This is a genomic window from Amycolatopsis nivea, from assembly GCF_004522235.1.
In the GTDB taxonomy this organism is placed as follows: domain Bacteria; phylum Actinomycetota; class Actinomycetes; order Mycobacteriales; family Pseudonocardiaceae; genus Amycolatopsis; species Amycolatopsis nivea.
The window spans coordinates 296,694-313,473 of record NZ_SDLT01000003.1 but is presented as its reverse complement, the minus strand read 5'-3'; the positions used below and the strand labels follow the sequence as shown (position 1 = coordinate 313,473).

The window sequence follows — 16,780 nt, the reverse complement described above, 5'->3', positions numbered from 1 at the left end:
GGATCGCTCACGGGCACCTCCCGAAAGTCCGGATTTGTTCGTGGTGAGCTACCCGAGGCGACTTCGAGTGAAACGGGCCGAACGGCTGTCGTCGGAATCACAGCGTTTCCTTGGGTCTGCCAGGGCGTCAGCAGGCGAAGCAGAGCTAGCGTCAGGACATGACCACCACCCGGTGGAAGCCGCGCGGCCGGATCGGTCTCCGCCCCCGACGCAAAGCCAGCGACGACCCGGTCCGCGATGACGCGCAGCCGGAGTTCCGCACGCTCGACGAGACTCCGAGCCACCGCTCCCCGGACTTCGACGAGGCCGCCGACCAGCACCGCGCAGCCGCCAACGACCTGGCCGCGCTCGCCGACGAGATCGACACTCGCCGCGACCTGCTGGACTCCGCCGCCGACCGCCATGGTGAGAACACCCGTCGCCCCTCAGCGGCTAATCCGCGCGCCGACCGCCAGGCAACGACTGATCGCGACGCTGACCAGCTACCGGCGAAGCCCGGAGACAACAGCCCTCGCCGGCTGCCGACGAACTCAAGCTCCGATCGCCGTAAAACGGCAACCGACTGCGCCGAACAGCCACGGCGGGAGTCCAGCGACAAACCCAGTCGCCATTCAACGGCGAAACCGACCCACGCGCCGAGCGACACAGACCTGCTGCCGCAACAACCCGCCAATTACAGCGCCGCCGAAGCCCGCCAACCGCGAGCAGCGACGGATCCAGCAGCCGAGCCCAGTCACCACCAGCCCCACCTGACTCCCGCCGCAGCCCCCATCAAGCACCCAGCACCTCCGAGCGTCGCCGATAATCGGCCAAACCCCGAAGACCGCACCACTCGCCGCCGCGAGATGGGCAGTCATGCTGCCTGGTACCTGGCCGCCGGTGTCGTCACCACCGGACTCCAGGCCGTTCTCTTCCTGGCCTTCCGGCCGGAAATCGGCGCGCAATGGGCGAATCTCGCCGCGCTCGCGATCACGACGGTCGGCAACACCGAGTTCCATCGCCGCGTCACGTTCGCCAACCGGAGCAGCCGCGCGGGCAAGCGCCACCTTCAGGATCTCGTCACTTTTGCCTTCTACGCCGGCTACGGATCGGTCGTTCTCGCCGCTCTCGACGCAGTCGTCCCGCATCCCTCCGCCGGGCAGCAAACCGCCGTGCTTCTCGCGGCCAGCTTCGTCGGCGGGGTCGTCCGGTTCGCCGTTCTGCGGTGGTGGGTGTTCGCGCGGGCTCGGCGAGCGGACGCGGCACAAGATCACCAACGGTAGTGGAACCCGTTCTACCCGCAGTGCGACCACTCTCTGTTGCGCTACCCCGCTATCACTCTTCGTGACGTACAAAACCGGACATCCGCACATGCTGCGAGGCCGGATTCGTACTGTGCGTCGGCTGGTCTCGTTTGTGTCAAGACCACTGCTGCTAACGGGGTATTCGTAGTTGAAATGTGGACGGTCGGCCTCCGGCCGCTTAAGGTTACGGAGCGTCGCAACGATCGCAGTGCTCCCCCCGTTCGATTGGAGTACTTGCGACCGCAACATCACAGAGTGTTGACCCCGAGACAGCGACGGTCGCAGGGTTGCCGGGGAGACGACCATGACAGCACCGTCGAAGACGTCCCGAACTGCGGTGTCCGGCGTCGAGGGCTACGTGAGCCCCGCGACGCTGCCCCGGTCCGGCGGACGCCTGACCAAAGAAGACCTCGACCCGCTCGTACGCGCGGCAGGACAGGGCGATCAAGCCGCGGTCGCCGACCTGCTGCACGTGCTCCGCCCCGTCGTCGCCCGCTACTGCCGGGCCCGGATGGGCGGCCGCGACCTCTCCTACCTCGCCGCCGACGACGTCGCACAGGACGTCTGCATGGCTGTCCTCAAGGCCCTTCCGGACTACCAGGACCGCGGCGGTTCCTTCCTTTACCTCGTGCACGCGATCGCGGCCAACAAGGTCGCTGACGCCTACCGGGCGGTCGCGCGCGACCGGTCCGAGCCGGTGCCCGAGCTTCCGGAGCACCCGCTCTCCGGCGGCAACGAGCCGGAATCGCATGCGCTGCGCCTCGACCTCGGCAGCCGCCTCCAGGAACTGCTCACCCGCCTCGCCCCGCTGCAGCAGGAGATCCTGGCGCTGCGCATCGTTGTCGGCCTCAGCGCGAACGAGACGGCCGAGACGCTGGGCATTTCGGCCGGCAACGTCCGCGTCACGCAGCACCGTGCGTTGTCCAAGCTCCGCGAGATGGTGCAGGGCCAGGACTTCTGAGCCGTTTGGTCACTCGAACGGCTGGAAGGCCGCCGCGGACCGCCGAATAGGTCGACAGGCTCGGTTTCGCGCGGCACTCTGGTTTTACCCGCCGCATCTCTCAGCTCAACTCATAAACTCGTGCCGCCGTGTGCTCGAAGACGTCGAGCCGTTCCGGGTCGCTCAGCGCACCGGTCAGCGACACCGCCGCGTCCAGTACGACTTCGTACGCTGCCGCCAGTTCGCACACTGGCCAGTCGGAGCCGAACATGACCCGGTTCGCGCCGAACGACTCGAAAACGTGGTCTGCGTAGCGGCGCAGATGGCCCACCTGCCATTCGCGCCAGTCGGCTTCCGTCACCAAGCCGGACAGCTTGCAGTGCAAGTTGCCGTGCTCGGCGAGCGAGGCCACGCCGTTCGCCCACGGCTGCCACTCGCCAGCTGCGATGCCAGGTTTCGCGGCGTGGTCGAGGACCAGCCGCAGGTCCGGCAGGCGTTCGGCTACCTGCCGGGCGGCGGCGAGCTGCGCTGGTGCCACCAGCAGGTCATAGACCAGGCCCGCAGCGGCGACCGCGGTCAGGCCGCGCAGGATTTCCGGGCGCAGCAGCCAATCCGGGTCCGGTTCGTCCTCGACCTGGTGTCGGATGCCGACCAGCGGGCCGAGTTCGCGCAGCCGCGCGAGCCGGTCGGCCACGTCCGGAGCGGCGAGGTCGACCCAGCCGACGACGCCGGCCACCACGGGTTCGGACGCGGCTGTGGCAAGGAATTCCTCGGTTTCCGCCTCGTCCGAGACGGTCTGCACCAGCACGGTAGCGTGGACGCCCGCCGCAGTGGTCACCGCGCGCAGATCGTCGACGGTGTACGGCTTGCGGATCGGGGCCAGTGCGTCACCGGACATCCACGGGTACTCGCGACGCGCGGGATCCCACAGGTGGTGATGCGAATCGATCACTGGGTTCCTCCGGACACGACGGGGCGGGCAGCCGGCCGCAGGAGGCCAGCGTCGGCGAGGTCGTCCCACAGTACGGCCGGGATTTTCGCCGCGGCGCGGCGAACGTTCAGCGACACCTGCTCGGCGTCATGGGCCCCGACGACCACCGACACCACCGCCGGGTGCGTACGCGGCAACGCGAGCGCGGCCTCGGGCAGCGAAACACCGTGCCGTGCGCAGATTTCCGCGATCTTCTGGGCTTTCTCCACGAGATCCGCGGGCGCGGCCGCGTAATCGTAGATCGCGCCGGGTTGTTCAGTGGCGAGGATTCCACCGTTGAACACCCCGCCCGCCACGACGCCGACGCCGCGTTCGACGCACAGCGGCAACAACTCGTCCAACGCCGGCTGGTTCAGCAAGGTGTAGCGACCGGCCATCAGAACATGGTCAAGATCGAATCGGCGCACGAATTCCGCCAGCATCGGAGCCTGGTTCATCCCAGCCCCGATCGCCCCCACGACGCCCTGCTCGCGCAACTCCAGCAATGCTGGGAACGCACCCGAAACCGCTTCCTCGAAATGATCGTCCGGATCGTGCACGTACACGAGATCGACGTGGTCGAGACCCAGCCGATTCAGGCTCGATTCCAGCGAACGCAACACCCCGTCGCGGCTGAAATCCCAGCGGCGCCGGTAAGTCCCCGGGACATCGAAGCCCTGGTCGTCGCGTTCCCCGGGGGCCGCCGCGCGCGGTTCCAGGACGCGACCGACTTTTGTGGACAGGACGTATTCGCCGCGCGGATACGCCGCCAGCGCGGCTCCGAGCCTGCGTTCGGACAGCCCGAGCCCGTAGTGCGGCGCGGTGTCGAAATAACGGATCCCCTCGTCCCACGCCCGTCGCACGCTCGCCGCGGCGGTTTCGTCCGGCACCGCGTGGTAGAGATTGCCCAGCTGAGCGCCGCCGAGTCCCAGCGGAGGAAGGTCCACGGTCACGCCTCCGCCGGGAGTTGCCACACCAGCCCGAGGCCGTGCGCGACGTCGGAGTGGTCGAGGTCGAGCAGTTCGTTGATCCGCTTCTGCCACGCGATGTCGGCCGGATCGCCGGCGAGTTCCGCGCGCATCCGCTCGAAATCGTCCACCTCGACGAAGTGGAACAGGTCGAGCCCGTCGCGCCAGATCCGCCACGACCGCACGCCGGCGCGGCGCAGTGCGGCGTCCAGGTCCTGCGGGATCACCGCGTGCACCTCCTCGTACGTTTTCTCCATTCCGGGCTTGAGCCGGGTGCGCAATGCGACCGTTTGCGGCGCCGGGCCGTGGGTCATCGTTCCTCCTGACGGGAGTCGTGGCACGCTGTAGGGGGTAAACATCCGAGGTCTCTGCAGGGAGGGCGGTCCCGATGCCCGTCACCGATGTCGCGATCGACAAGATCAAGGACATGATCATTTCGGGCGAGCTGGCCCCGGGCGACCGGCTCCCCAAGGAGGCCGAGCTCGCGCAGCGGCTGGGGCTTTCCCGCAGTTCGCTGCGGGAAGCGGTGAAGGCGCTGTGCCTGATCCGGGTGCTGGACGTGCGCCAGGGCGACGGCACGTACGTCACCAGCCTGGAACCGAACCTGCTGCTCGACGCGATGACCTTCGTCGTCGACTTCCACCGCGACGACACCGTGCTCGATTTCCTTGCTGTGCGGCGGATTCTGGAGCCCGCTGCCACCGCGATGGCAGCGCTGCACATGCGCGACGAGGACGTCGCCGAACTCGGCGCGCTGCTCGGCGAGTTGGAGGATTCGCCGACCGTCGAGGCACTGGTGGCCAACGACTTGCAGTTCCACCGCAAAATCGCGGACGGCTCGGGCAACCCAGTGCTCTGCTCGCTTCTCGAAAGCCTGTCCGGCCCGACGGCGCGAGCCCGCATCTGGCGCGGCCTCACCCAGGAGGGCGCGGTGGCCCGAACCCGGGAACAACACGCCGCGATCTACGACGCGATCGCCGCACGGGAACCCGAACTGGCCCGCTCGTGGGCGACGGTGCACGTCGCGGGAGTCGAACAGTGGCTGCGAAGCACGCTGGTCGAAGACGACGCGCCCGGCGATGAGGCCGAACCCGCTGCTTCCTGACCGAGCGGCGACGGCTCCTGAGCGGTTTGTTGCAGTGACGGGTCCCTTCACTCCTTGCTGATAGGAGTGAAGGGACCCGTCACTTTTGTTCGAGGGACGCGAGGGGGACTTTCGCGCCTGAGCGGCGGGAGCGACGGGACCCGTCACACAATGACCATCGGAGCGAGGGGACCCATCGCGCACGCGTGACTGGAGCGAGGGGAACTTTCGCACCCGCACGGTAGAGGTGACGGAACCCGTCACACCACGACCGCCGAAACGAAGAGCCCCACCCCGCACGGCTGACTGGAGCGAGGGGGACCTTCGCACCCGCACGGCCGGAGTGACGGGACCCATCACGCCACGACCGCCGAACCGAAAAGCCCCACCCCGCACGCCTGACTGGAGCGAAGGGGACCTTCGCACCCGAACAGCGGGAGCAGCAGGGGCCGACGCTCCGGGACCATCGAAGCGAAGGGACCCATCGCGCACGCCCAGCCGGAGCGAGGGGGACTTTCGCGCAACGGGCGCGGCGTAGACCGGCAAGCGTCGAAATGGGAACGGCGAGGGGACCCATCGCGCGCGCTCGGCTGAAGTGGCGGGGACTCGCTCGTCGACGGGCGGAATGAAGGGACCCTTCATTAACTCCGGCGCTGGTGATGCGGAGGTTCCTTCTGCCGCACCACCAGCGGAGGCGAGGGGTGGTGCGGCGGAAACGGGAGCGCAACCGGCAGCAACCGCACCAGCACCAACCGCGGCACCGGCACCGGCACCAGCTGCGGCACTGGCACTGGCACTGGCCAATCGCTCGCCCACCGAACCCGACCGCAGCGGCCGCCCCGGTCCCGGCAGCACCGAGGTCGGAGACGAAGCCACCGACCAGACCGAGCGCATGCCCCCATAAGGTCGGATGATCACCGAACCTCCGCCGATCAGGTCTGGGGCTTTCCGCCGGCGTACCGGCTGATGATCAAGGCGATCAAAATGATCCCTCCGTAAATCGCCTTCAGCCATTCCGCCGGGACCTGGGCGATGCGCAGCAGGCTGTCCACCGACTGCAGCAACAACACCCCGGTCAGCGCTCCGACCAGCGTGCCTCGACCGCCGTCCAGGGAGACGCCGCCGATTACCGCTGCGGCGAAAACCTGGAGGATCAGTCCGTCGCCCTGGTCAGCGCCGAGGGCGCCGACGTAGCCGGTGTATGCCAGGCCGCCGATGGCAGCCAGTACTCCGGCCACAACGAAGACCGCCCACGAGATCCGGTCCACCCGGATGCCCGCGGCCCGCGCCGCTTCTCGGTTGCCGCCGATCGCGTACAGGGAGCGGCCGACTCGGTGGTAGCGCAGGCCCAGTCCAAAGAGCACGAACAGGGCCGCCGCGAGCCAGACTGACATCGGCAAGCCGGCAAACGTCGTGGTCGCCAGTGCGGTGAACGCGTCCAGTTGGTCGAACAGCGTCTTGCCGTTCGTCGTGCCGATCTGGGTTCCGCGCAGGACCGTCAGCATCGCCAGCGTCACGATGAACGCGTTCAGCTTCAGCTTCACGATCAGGAAGCCGTTCACGAAGCCGATCAAGGCGCCCACCACGGGGATCGCTACCAAGCCGAGCACCGAAGGCCATTCGGTGCCGAAGCCGGACGACGCCGCGGGAATGACCAGCATCGCGCCGATCGCGGGGGCGATGCCCATCGTGGATTCCAGCGACAGGTCGAACTTGCCGGTCAGCAGCACCAGCGACTCGCCCAGCACGACCAGCGACAACGCGGCCGCCGCGGAAAGGATGCTGATGATGTTGTCGAAGGTGAAGAACGTGTCGCTGATCAGCCCGCCGATCACGAACACCACCACGAGCGCGGGCAGCAGCGCCAGTTCGCGCAGCCACGCCGACTTCCGGCGCTTCGGCGCCGCCGCGGGCAGCGCCGTCTGCGGGTCGCTCATCAGGTCAGTCATGGAGCCCGACTCCTTCGATATCCGCCACCAGGTCCCCGTCGGACCAGCCGGCCTGGTGAACGGCGGCCACCTCGCCGGCGCGCAGCACCAGCACCCGGTCGGCCAGGCGCAGGTCGTCCAGCTCGTCGCTCACGAGCAGCACCGCCTTCCCCTCGGCCCGCACCCGGTCCACGACCGCGAGCAGGGCCTCCTTCGACTTCACATCCACTCCCGCGGTGGGGTTGATCAGCACCACCACGCGCGGATCGCTCTCCAGAGCCCTGGCGAGCACGACTTTCTGCTGGTTCCCGCCGGACAGATCCGAAACCGGCTGGTCCGGACCGGCCGCGACGATGTCGTAGTCGGCCAGGGCGCGCGATCCGCGTTCGCGGCGGGCCTTCGGGGACGCCAGACCGGCACGGCCCATCCGGTCGAGCACCGACAGGGTCGCATTGTCCATAATGGAGTGTTCCAGCACCAGACCTTCGTGGTGCCGGTCCCGCGGGACACAGCCGATGCCTGCGCGCAGGGCAGCAGTAATGTCACCGGAGGGCAGGCGTTTTCCGTTCACCACAACGGTTCCTGAGGTGGGCTTGCGCAGGCCGTAGACCGTCTCGGCTACCTGGTGCTTGCCGCTTGCGTTGCTGCCCGCGAGTCCGACGACCTCACCGCGGTGGATCCGTAGCGAGACATCGTGGAATCCGTCGCCGGACAGGTCATCTACGGCGAGGACCTCTTCGGCGTCGACTGCGAGCGGGTCGCGGGTGGCGGCGTCGCGGACGGCGAGGCCGCCCTGCTCCCCCGTCATCGCGTCGACCAGTGCCGCGCGGCTGACCTCCTCGACGGGTGCGGTGAGCACGTGACAGGCGTCGCGCAGGACGGTAACCGCTTGGCACACCTCGTAAACCTCGTGCAGGTGGTGCGAGATGAACAGGAACGTGACCCCGTTCTCCTGCATCTGCCGCATGCGCTCGAAGAGCCGCTCGATGGCTTGGCTGTCCAGCTGCGCGGTCGGTTCGTCCAGCACGATGAACCGGGCACCGTAACTCAACGCGCGGGCGATCTCGACGAACTGACGGTCCTCAACGGACAGATCGCCCGCCGGAGTGTCCACATCGACCCGTACGTCCCACGAGTCCAGCAGCTCCCGCGCCTGCCGGCGAAGCTTCTTCCAGCCGATCGCGAATCCGCCCCTGGCCTGCCGGTTCAGGAACAGATTCTCCGCGACGGTCAGCTGCGGTACCACCATCGCGTGCTGGTACACGCACGCCACGTGCGCCTTCCAGTCGTCCTGTTTGGACAAGGAAGGTGCCGATACGCCACCGAAGGAAACGCTGCCGGTGTCCGTTTCGGACAGTCCAGTGAGGATGGACACCAGCGTGGACTTGCCCGCCCCGTTGCGGCCGACGAGTGCGTGGGACTCGCCGGGCCGCACGGTGAGGCTGACGTCGTGCAGCGCCACGGTGGGCCCGTACCGCTTCCCGACGCCGTCCGCCTGCACTACCGGCGCGCTCACAGGTTGTTACCCCACAACGCTTTGTCGTCCACGTTGTCCTTGGTCACGACCGGCGCGGGCAGCTGGTCTTCCAGGATGCCGGGGCTGATCTCGACGATCGTGGAGTCGTGGTCGGTCGGGCCGGGCTTGAACGTCTCGCCCGCCATCGCCTTCTTGAGCCAGTACATCCCGTACTTGGCGTAGGCGTCGGCAGGCTGCGAGACGGTCGCGTCCAGTTCGCCGTTGCGGATCGCGGTGAGCTCCTGCGGGATGCCGTCGTTGCTCACCAGCACCACGTGCTTCGGGTCGCCGACCGGGAAGAACAGGTTCTTGCGCTTGAGCGCCTGCTCGGTCGGCGCGAGGTAGACGCCGCCCGCCTGCATGTACACGCCCTTGATGTCCGGGTTCGCGGTCAGCAGACTGTCCAAACCGGACGAAGCCTTGTCCGCCTTCCATTCCGCGGCGACCTCGAGAACCTTGACGTCCGGGTACTTCTGCTTCATGCACTCGCGGAACGCGGCCGACCGGTCGCGGCCGTTGACCGACGCGAGGTCGCCCATCACCTGCACGACCTTGCCGCTCTTCACGCGCTTGCCGATTTCCTCGCACGCCTTGGTTCCGTACGCCTTGTTGTCCGCGCGCACCACCATCGCGACCTTGCCGCTCTCCGGCGCGACGTCCACCGCGACCACCGGGACGCCCTTGTTCTCGGCCTGCTTCAGCCCGGCGACGACCGCGGCCGAGTCGAGCGGGGTGACGACGAGACCCTTCACGCCCTGGCTGAGCAGCGTGCCGATGTCGGTGATGAGCTTCGCCGGGTCGCTGTCGGCGTTCACCGTGGGCAGCGCGTCGAGGCCCTGCTCCTTCGCCATCTGCGGCACGTATTTGTTGTAGGCCTGCCAGAACGGCGAGGTCAGCAGGGGCAGCGTCGCCCCGACCTTGCCGGTGCCGCCGCCGCTCGCCGCTGCCGCCGGTTTGTCCTTAGTGGACCCGCACGCACCGAGCACCAAACCGCAGGCGGCCACCGCGGCGGCCAGCCGGATCACCTTCGTACGCACCGCATCCTCCTTGATGACAGGCCTTGTTGGCTAAGCAGATCAGTTCTGCACGGGTCCGCGCGGGCGCAGGCCGTACATGCCGCCGTCCACCGCGAGCGCGGTGCCGGTAGTCGATGCCGAAAGCGGGCTGGCCAGGTACGCGATCGCGTTCGCGACCTCGTCCGCGGTCACCAGCCTTCCCATCGGCTGGCGGGCGGCGAGCGCCTCCCGCTCGGCCGAGGGGTCCGCGGCGGTGTCGAGCAGCCTGCCGACCCACGGGGTGTCCGCGGTGCCGGGGCACACGCAGTTGACGCGGATCCGGTCCGGCAGGTGATCGGTGGCCATCGCGAGGGTCAGCGACAGCACCGCGCCTTTCGTGGCCGAGTACAGCGCCCGCGCGGGCAGTCCGGCCCAGGCGGCGATCGAGCACGTGTTCACGACCGCTGCCGCAGGCGAGTTTTTCAAGTGCGGCAAGGCTGCCCGCGCAGTGCGCACCATGCCGACCACGTTCACGTCGTACGCCCGGTGCCACTCGTCGTCGTCATTCGCGGTGACGTCGCCCTGCGCGCCGATTCCCGCGTTGTTGATCAGGATGTCGAGCCGGCCGAAGCGTTCGGCCACCGCGTCGACGGCGGCGCGAACCTCGGCGTCGGACGTCACGTCGCAGCGGAATCCGGCCAGCGGCTCCGGCACCTCGTCGGTCTTGAGGTCGAGCACGGCCACCTGCGCGCCGCGCTGGGCCAGCAGGTTCGCCGTGGCCAGGCCGATGCCCGAAGCGCCGCCGGTGACCGCGGCGACCAGCCCGTCGAATTCGCTCACTGCGCGTTCTCCGTCCATTCAGGACCGTCCGGGAAGCTGAACCGGCGCAGCGTAGCGTCGTGCATGCGCGCGGAAAAGCCCGGTGCGGTCGGGGCCAGGTAGCGGCCGTCGCGCACGACGGCCGGGTCGGTGAAGTGGTCGTGCAGGTGGTCGACCCATTCGATGGACCGGTCGCTCTCCGAACCGGACACTGCCACGAAGTCGAACATGGACAGATGCCGCACCAGTTCGCACAATCCGACCCCACCGGCGTGCGGACACACCGGGACGCCGAATTTGGCTGCCAGCAACAGGATCGCTAGATTCTCGTTCACCCCGCCGACGCGTGCGGCGTCCAGCTGCAGCACGTCGATCGCGTTAGCCTGCAGCAATTGCTTGAACACCACGCGGTTCTGGACATGCTCGCCGGTGGCGACCTTGATCGGTGCGAGCGCCTTCGCGATGGCCGCATGGCCAAGAACATCGTCCGGCGAGGTCGGCTCTTCAATCCAATATGGATCGAACGGTGCCAGCGCAGTCATCCACGACACTGCCGTCGCGACATCCCAGCGCTGGTTCGCGTCGACCGCGATCCGGATGTCCGGGCCGACAGTCTCGCGGGCCAGCTTCATTCGCCGGACGTCGTCTTCGAGATTCCCGCCGACCTTCAGTTTGATCATCTCGAAACCGTCGGCAACGGCTTGTTCGGCCAGTCGTACCAATTTCGCGTCGGAATAACCGAGCCAACCCGCCGACGTGCTGTACGCGCGATAGCCGTCGGCTTCGAGCTTGGCGATCCGCTCTGCTTTCCCGGGCTCGGCGGCGCGCAGGATGTCGAGCGCTTCCTCTTCGGTGAGCGCGTCGGAGAGGTAGCGGAAGTCCACAAGGGACACCAGCTCCTCCGGCGTCATCCGCGACGCGAACTTCCACAATGGAAGTCCGGCACGCCGTGCGGCAAGGTCCCACGCGGCGTTGACGATCGCGCCGATCGCCATGTGTGCCACGCCTTTTTCCGGTCCCAGCCAACGGAATTGCGAGTCGCCGACCAAGGCCCGAGAGAGCGCACCGAGCGCTTCTGCGTCTTCAGGAACATCGCGGCCGACCACATGCGGCGCGAGCGCACGGATCGCGGCGGCCTGCACGTCGTTGCCCCGGCCGATGGTGAACGCGAGGCCGTAACCATCCGGTCCGGCATCGGTGTGCAATTCGACGTAGGCCGCCGAATAGTCCGGATCCGGGTTCATCGCGTCCGAACCGTCGAGGTCGCGCGACGTCGGGAAGCGGACGTCCCGGACCTCCATGGCCACGATTTTCGCCATGTCAGGCCTGCCCGAAGGTCTGGCGCTGCTTGCCGAGGCCGTCGATTTCCAGTTCGACGACGTCGCCCGCGCGCAGGTACGGCTTCGGTTCCGGCTGCCCGAGCGCGACGCCCTCCGGGGTGCCGGTGTTGATCAGGTCGCCGGGGCGCAGCACCATGAACTGGCTCAGGTAACGGATGATCTCGGCGACGCCGAACACCATGTCCTTTGTGGACGAATCCTGCACCTTCTCGCCGTTGACCCAGGTGCGCAGGCCGAGCGCCTGCGGGTCGGGGATTTCGTCGGCGGTCACGAGTTCAGGGCCGAGCGGGTTGAAGGTCTCGCAGTTCTTGCCCTTGTCCCACTGGCCGCCGCGGTTCAGCTGGAAATCGCGCTCGGAGACGTCGTTGGACACGACATACCCGGCGACGTGCGCCAGCGCTTCGTCCGCGCTTTCCAGGTACCGCGCGGTTTTCCCGATGACGACGCCGAGCTCGACCTCCCAGTCGGTGGCCGTGGAGCCGCGCGGGACGAGCACCTCGTCGAACGGTCCGACCATCACGTCGGGCGCCTTCATGAACAGCACCGGTTCGGTCGGCACGGCCGCGCCGGTTTCCTCGGCGTGACGGCGGTAGTTCATGCCGATGCAGACGATCTTGCCCGGCGCGGCGATCGGCGCGCCGACCCGCAGCCCGGCCCCGTCGGCGACCGGCAGTTCCCCGGCTTCGAGCGCCCGCGCGGCCTTGGCCGGTCCGTCGCCGGCGAGGAACGCGCCGTCGATGTCCGGCGTGACCCCGGAGAGGTCGTGGAGGGTGCCGTCACCGGCACGGACGAACGGACGCTCAGCCCCCGCTGCCCCGAGACGCACAAACCGCACGGACGAACCCCTCTCTCGACACCGTTCTCGCGATACATCCGATGTATAGCGCACCGGAGGGCGACAGATCTAGAGGGAAGCGGGATTTGGTGCGGAAATTGATCCGATCACCGGGCTGGCGGGCGGATAACGGACACTCGTCGTGGCGGGGTTGTCCCGTCAGAGCGAGGGAGACGGTGCGGCGCGGATGGCGATTGGGGATGCGGCTGGGCCGCGGGGACGGGCGAGCGGCGATTCGCGCGACGGCGGGGAAGGCAGCGAGGCGCGGGCGGGCAGCGGCGGAGATTCGGGGCCGATGAAGGGGCCGCGGGACAGCTCTGACGCGGGAGGCCTGCGGGGCCTCGGCGACGAGGGAGGCCTGCGGGGCATCGGCGACGAGGGAGGCCTGCGGGGCATCGGCGACGAGGGCGGGGTGCGTGAGCCCGGTGATGTGAACCGGCGCGATCGCCGGGAGAACCCGAACATGGCTGGCGCTCCGGCAGTCGGCGCGGACGGTTCCGGCGACTCGGGCGGCGCAGGCGGCGCAGGCGGCGCAGGCGGCGCAGGCGGCGCAGGCGGCGCAGGCGGCGCAGGCGGCGAATGGTGTGCCGCTGAGCGGGCAGTGCCGTTGCCGGACGGCTCGTGGATGCTCGCTCCGGAGCGCTCCGCTGCTGATTATTCGGCGGACGATCACCTGGCTCTTGATCATTCCGCGACGGATCACTCCACAGCGGACCGCGTGACGTCGGATCATTCCGGAGCTGAATACTCCGCCGCTGATGCCTTCGGCACGGAGCATTCCAGGGCTCAGGGATCGGTGGCGGATCATTCGACGCCCGATCACTCCAGGGCCGACCACCCCACGGCGAACCGTGCCACGCCCGACCACTCCACGGCCAATCACCCCATGGCAAACCACTCCACGGCCGATCACTCTGCAACGGAATACTCCGACGCGGAGCATTCCGTTGCCGAACCCTCCACCGCGGATCACTCCACGCCCGGACACTCCGCAGCCAATCACTCCGCAGCCGACTGCCCCGCCCCGGATCACTCCGCGGCGGATCACTCCGCAGCCGACCACCCCAGCCCGGATCAATCCGCAGCCCACGGCCCCACCCCGGATCAAACCGCGGCAAACCAACCCACCCCGGATCACTCCGCGGCTGACCACCCCACCGCAGCCAGCGTGGAATATCCCTCCCTCGAACACTCCGTCACCCTCCCCGAGCACCCCCGCCAGGGCAAGATCCGACGTCTCCTCATTCTCGGCGGTCTCTCCGCCTTCGGCCCGCTCTCCATCGACATGTACCTCCCCGCTCTCCCCCGGATGGCGGGTGATTTCCAGGCCTCCGACACCACCGTCCAACTGACGCTCACCGCCTTCGTCGTCGGGCTCGCGGTCGGGCAGATCATCGCTGGGCCGTTGTCGGATTCCTTCGGGCGGCGGCGGCCGTTGCTGGTCGGGCTGGGGCTGTACATCGTCGGGTCGGTCGCGGCGGCGGTGAGTCCGGGCGTTGAGCTGCTGATCGCGGCGCGGAGCATCCAGGCGCTCGGCGCGGCGGCGGGGATCGTGATCGCCCGCGCGACCGTCCGCGATCTCTACACCGGCACGGCGATGACGAAGTTCTTCTCGCTTCTCCTGCTGGTCAACGGTCTCGCGCCGATCCTCGCGCCGGTGCTCGGCGGGCAGTTGCTCACGTTCACGTCCTGGCGCGGGGTGTTCGTCGTCCTCACCGGGTTCGGTGCGCTGTTGCTCGCTGCGGTCGCGTTCGCGCTGCCGGAGCCGTTGCCGGTCGAGCGGCGGCATCCGGCGCGGTTGGGTGGGGTGCTTCGGACGTACTGGCACCTGCTCACCGACCGCACGTTCCTTGGTTACGCGCTCACCGCCGGGTTGAATTTCGCCGCGTTGTTCGCGTACATCTCGGGGTCGTCGTTCGCGTTGCAGGACGTTTACCGGCTGAGTCCGCAGGAATACAGCGTCGTCTTCGGGCTCAACGGGGTGGGCATCGTGCTCGCTGGGCAGCTCAACGGGTGGCTCGTCGGTCGCTTCCCCGAACGGACGCTGCTGCGCACGGGGCTGACGGTGTCGACCCTCTCCGGTCTGGCCACGCTGGCGGCCGCGGTCATGCGGCTGCCGTTGCCTGCGTTGCTGATTCCGTTGCTGCTCATGGTTTCCTGCATCGGAATCATCAACCCGAACGCCAGTTCGCTCGCGCTCGCGGGGCACGCGCGCACAGCGGGGGCGGCGTCGGCGCTGCTGGGTGTGCTGCAGTTCGCGATCGGCGGGATCGCGACGCCGCTGGTCGGGCTCGGCGGGCCGGGCACGGCGGTGCCGATGACCGCGGTGATGGCCGGGTTCGGGGTGGTCGCTTGGCTGTCGTTCGCGACGCTGGCGGTCAGCCCAGATCGGCGAGATTTCCGCTCCGCAGCTGGTCGTCGGTGACCGCGATGCGTTCGTCGACCAGCTTTTGCAGCGCGTCCCCGTCGTCCCACTGGTTGACGTTCATCGCGGCCGAGACCTCGCTCTCCGGGGTTACCCAGAACGCCGTGAAGTCGTAGGTCGCGAGGTCCCCGCGCACGACGACGCGGTCTCGGTCCAAGACGGGCAGGCCGCGGTATTCGCAGCCGATCGCCGGGCCGCCGCGGTCTGGGTCGTATTGGTCGGAGAAGAAGTACGGGCTGTTCAAGTACGGCTCGTTCGCGCCAAAGAGGTTGGCCGCCACGTGCTCGCCTTGCGTACGCGCTGTCGCCCAGTGCTCGACGCGTACGCGGCGGCCGTAGCGCGGATGGAACTGCGAAGCGATGTCGCCGATCGCGTAAACGTCAGGTGCCGCTGTACGCAGACCTGCGTCGACATCGACACCGCCGTCGTCTGACAGCTCGAGACCGGCGGCGTGCGCCAGTTCGACGCTCGGGGCCGCGCCGACGGCGATAAGGACAACGTCGGCGTACAGCTCTTCGCCGCTCGACAGTCGGACGCCGGTCGCTGCGGTGTCACCGGTGATCGCTGCGACGCCTTCGCCAAGACGCCACTGCACACCGTGTTCTTCGTGCAGGCGGTAGAACGTTCCGGCCACTTCGTCGCCCAACACGTTCGCGAGCGGCAGCTTCTCCGGGGCGACCACAGTGACCTCGGCACCGTGCGTACGCGCGGCAGCGGCGGCTTCAGTACCAATCCAGCCCGCACCGACGATCAGTACGCGCTTCGCAGCTTCGAAGGCCGCACGCAGCCGCAGGGAGTCGTCGAGAGTGCGAAGCATGTAGAGGCCGGGTAGGTCGCCGCCGGGCACCTTCAGCGTCCGCGGGTGTGAACCGGTCGCTAAGACCAGGCGGTCGTAGCGGTGTTCGTCGCCAGCGTCGTCAAGGACCAGGCGGGCGCCCAGTTCAACCCGGGTTGCGGTGGTGCCGGAGAGCAGTTGGATGTCGTGCTCGCTCCAGTAGCCCTCTTCGCGCACCCAGTCAGGCTCGTCGGCGTTGCCGAGCAGTACCGCCTTCGACAGCGGCGGCAGCTCGTACGGCCGGTGCGTGTCCGCTCCCAGCAGCAGGATCTCACCGTCGAAACCGCGTTCTCGCACTGTCGCCGCGGCGGTGGCACCGGCCAGTCCGGCTCCGACGATGACGATTTTCCGAGGTTCCGACATGCGTCCTCCTGAGTGCCCGCGGCGTGCGGTGGCCGACGCTACTCCGGTATGCGGCTGGTCACACCCCGTGGAAAACCGGCCGGTAGGCAATTCGGGTGAACCGGCGTAAGCCGCCGCGGAGGGCGCGGTCACACCCCCGCACGAAGGACACGGGTGCTACGTGATCGGAAGGCGAGGGCCGTGACAGCGCGGGACGACAGTGCAGTGCGGAACGAGTGGACGGTCGGCTGCCGGGACCTGGCGGGCAGGCGGCGCGACGTGACGGTGTTCGTGAGCAGCGACGACAAAGTCGTCCTGGTCGCGCCACCGGGAGAGGCGGCCGTGCTGGGGCCGCTGGAGGTCGGGCGGCTGCGCGCGGCCCTGCGCGACGCCGTGGTGGCCACCGCGACGTCGGCGCGACGCACCGGAACCGACTGACAACTACCGTTCCTACTCATGAGTAGGTAGAGTCGGCACCCGCAGACCCCGAAAGGTGCCGG

The 16,780-nt window shown here is 68.5% G+C and carries 15 protein-coding genes; 5 read left to right on the top strand and 10 right to left on the bottom strand.

All coding sequences use genetic code 11. The features are described from left to right. The first annotated feature begins 158 nt into the window (after positions 1 to 158). Together EIZ44_RS46230 and shbA are read left to right on the top strand one after the other, a co-directional pair. Positions 159 to 1,262 (top strand): GtrA family protein, encoded by a 1,104-nt coding sequence (locus EIZ44_RS46230; RefSeq protein WP_199817467.1) that lies wholly within the window; start codon positions 159 to 161, stop codon positions 1,260 to 1,262. 325 nt (positions 1,263 to 1,587) lie between these two features. Beyond that, positions 1,588 to 2,244 carry an RNA polymerase sigma factor ShbA gene (gene shbA, locus EIZ44_RS05435; RefSeq protein WP_037810171.1) on the top strand — a complete coding sequence of 219 codons (657 nt, stop codon included), beginning with the start codon at positions 1,588 to 1,590 and terminating at the stop codon, positions 2,242 to 2,244. Positions 2,245 to 2,344: 100 nt separating this feature from the next. On the opposite strand, the gene EIZ44_RS05430 is transcribed toward shbA, so the two are convergent. Genes EIZ44_RS05430 through EIZ44_RS05420 form a run of 3 tightly spaced genes read right to left on the bottom strand, consistent with a single transcriptional unit; the run spans position 2,345 to position 4,475 of the window. Next, positions 2,345 to 3,175, bottom strand: a complete 831-nt coding sequence (locus EIZ44_RS05430) for an amidohydrolase family protein (RefSeq protein WP_037810169.1) — start codon at positions 3,173 to 3,175, stop codon at positions 2,345 to 2,347. Continuing rightward, the gene (locus tag EIZ44_RS05425; protein WP_037810168.1) at positions 3,172 to 4,146 is read right to left on the bottom strand and encodes an aldo/keto reductase; all 975 of its coding nucleotides are present in this window, start codon (positions 4,144 to 4,146) and stop codon (positions 3,172 to 3,174) included. Before EIZ44_RS05425 ends, EIZ44_RS05430 begins: the two co-directional genes overlap by 4 nt. Continuing rightward, the gene (locus EIZ44_RS05420) at positions 4,143 to 4,475 is read right to left on the bottom strand and encodes an L-rhamnose mutarotase (RefSeq protein WP_037810167.1); all 333 of its coding nucleotides are present in this window, start codon (positions 4,473 to 4,475) and stop codon (positions 4,143 to 4,145) included. Before EIZ44_RS05420 ends, EIZ44_RS05425 begins: the two co-directional genes overlap by 4 nt. A gap of 74 nt (positions 4,476 to 4,549) precedes the next feature. On the opposite strand from EIZ44_RS05420, the gene EIZ44_RS05415 reads away from it, so the two are divergent. Further along, positions 4,550 to 5,266 (top strand): FadR/GntR family transcriptional regulator, encoded by a 717-nt coding sequence (locus EIZ44_RS05415; RefSeq protein WP_037810166.1) that lies wholly within the window; start codon positions 4,550 to 4,552, stop codon positions 5,264 to 5,266. 911 nt (positions 5,267 to 6,177) lie between these two features. Here the strand turns inward: EIZ44_RS05415 and EIZ44_RS05405 are convergent. Genes EIZ44_RS05405 through EIZ44_RS05380 form a run of 6 tightly spaced genes read right to left on the bottom strand, consistent with a single transcriptional unit; the run spans position 6,178 to position 12,678 of the window. Beyond that, complete coding sequence (locus tag EIZ44_RS05405) at positions 6,178 to 7,194, bottom strand: ABC transporter permease (RefSeq protein ID WP_134665469.1); 1,017 nt, start codon at positions 7,192 to 7,194, stop codon at positions 6,178 to 6,180. Further along, positions 7,187 to 8,689, bottom strand: coding sequence for a sugar ABC transporter ATP-binding protein (locus tag EIZ44_RS05400; protein WP_134727870.1), 1,503 nt, complete (start codon positions 8,687 to 8,689; stop codon positions 7,187 to 7,189). The genes EIZ44_RS05405 and EIZ44_RS05400 overlap by 8 nt, the downstream gene beginning before the upstream one ends. After that, positions 8,686 to 9,726, bottom strand: coding sequence for a sugar ABC transporter substrate-binding protein (locus tag EIZ44_RS05395; RefSeq protein WP_037810163.1), 1,041 nt, complete (start codon positions 9,724 to 9,726; stop codon positions 8,686 to 8,688). The genes EIZ44_RS05400 and EIZ44_RS05395 overlap by 4 nt, the downstream gene beginning before the upstream one ends. A gap of 39 nt (positions 9,727 to 9,765) precedes the next feature. Further along, the gene (locus EIZ44_RS05390) at positions 9,766 to 10,524 is read right to left on the bottom strand and encodes an SDR family NAD(P)-dependent oxidoreductase (protein WP_134665473.1); all 759 of its coding nucleotides are present in this window, start codon (positions 10,522 to 10,524) and stop codon (positions 9,766 to 9,768) included. Next, positions 10,521 to 11,822 (bottom strand): enolase C-terminal domain-like protein, encoded by a 1,302-nt coding sequence (locus tag EIZ44_RS05385; protein WP_134665475.1) that lies wholly within the window; start codon positions 11,820 to 11,822, stop codon positions 10,521 to 10,523. The genes EIZ44_RS05390 and EIZ44_RS05385 overlap by 4 nt, the downstream gene beginning before the upstream one ends. Position 11,823: 1 nt before the next feature. Next, a complete protein-coding gene (locus tag EIZ44_RS05380; RefSeq protein WP_134665477.1) occupies positions 11,824 to 12,678 on the bottom strand; it encodes a fumarylacetoacetate hydrolase family protein in 855 nt (284 codons plus the stop codon). A gap of 1,228 nt (positions 12,679 to 13,906) precedes the next feature. Between EIZ44_RS05380 and EIZ44_RS05375 the strand changes: the two genes are divergently transcribed. Next, complete coding sequence (locus tag EIZ44_RS05375) at positions 13,907 to 15,103, top strand: multidrug effflux MFS transporter (RefSeq protein WP_439098584.1); 1,197 nt, start codon at positions 13,907 to 13,909, stop codon at positions 15,101 to 15,103. Here EIZ44_RS05375 and EIZ44_RS05370 read toward each other — a convergent pair. Beyond that, the gene (locus tag EIZ44_RS05370; RefSeq protein WP_134727868.1) at positions 15,057 to 16,301 is read right to left on the bottom strand and encodes an NAD(P)/FAD-dependent oxidoreductase; all 1,245 of its coding nucleotides are present in this window, start codon (positions 16,299 to 16,301) and stop codon (positions 15,057 to 15,059) included. The two genes, EIZ44_RS05375 and EIZ44_RS05370, sit on opposite strands and share 47 nt — an antisense overlap. Before the next feature lie 180 nt (positions 16,302 to 16,481). Here EIZ44_RS05370 and EIZ44_RS05365 point away from each other — a divergent pair, with 180 nt between their 5' ends. Further along, the gene (locus EIZ44_RS05365) at positions 16,482 to 16,718 is read left to right on the top strand and encodes a hypothetical protein (RefSeq protein ID WP_037810157.1); all 237 of its coding nucleotides are present in this window, start codon (positions 16,482 to 16,484) and stop codon (positions 16,716 to 16,718) included. Positions 16,719 to 16,780 lie beyond the last annotated feature (62 nt).

Bases quoted from the DNA above. Each gene is read 5' to 3' on its own strand.
- EIZ44_RS05405 (WP_134665469.1), bottom strand. From the start codon at position 7,194: ATGACTGACCTGATGAGCGACCCGCAGACGGCGCTGCCCGCGGCGGCG.
- EIZ44_RS46230 (WP_199817467.1), top strand. From the start codon at position 159: ATGACCACCACCCGGTGGAAGCCGCGCGGCCGGATCGGTCTCCGCCCC.
- EIZ44_RS05370 (WP_134727868.1), bottom strand. From the start codon at position 16,301: ATGTCGGAACCTCGGAAAATCGTCATCGTCGGAGCCGGACTGGCCGGT.
- shbA (WP_037810171.1), top strand. From the start codon at position 1,588: ATGACAGCACCGTCGAAGACGTCCCGAACTGCGGTGTCCGGCGTCGAG.
- EIZ44_RS05415 (WP_037810166.1), top strand. From the start codon at position 4,550: ATGCCCGTCACCGATGTCGCGATCGACAAGATCAAGGACATGATCATT.
- EIZ44_RS05385 (WP_134665475.1), bottom strand. From the start codon at position 11,822: ATGGCGAAAATCGTGGCCATGGAGGTCCGGGACGTCCGCTTCCCGACG.
- EIZ44_RS05420 (WP_037810167.1), bottom strand. From the start codon at position 4,475: ATGACCCACGGCCCGGCGCCGCAAACGGTCGCATTGCGCACCCGGCTC.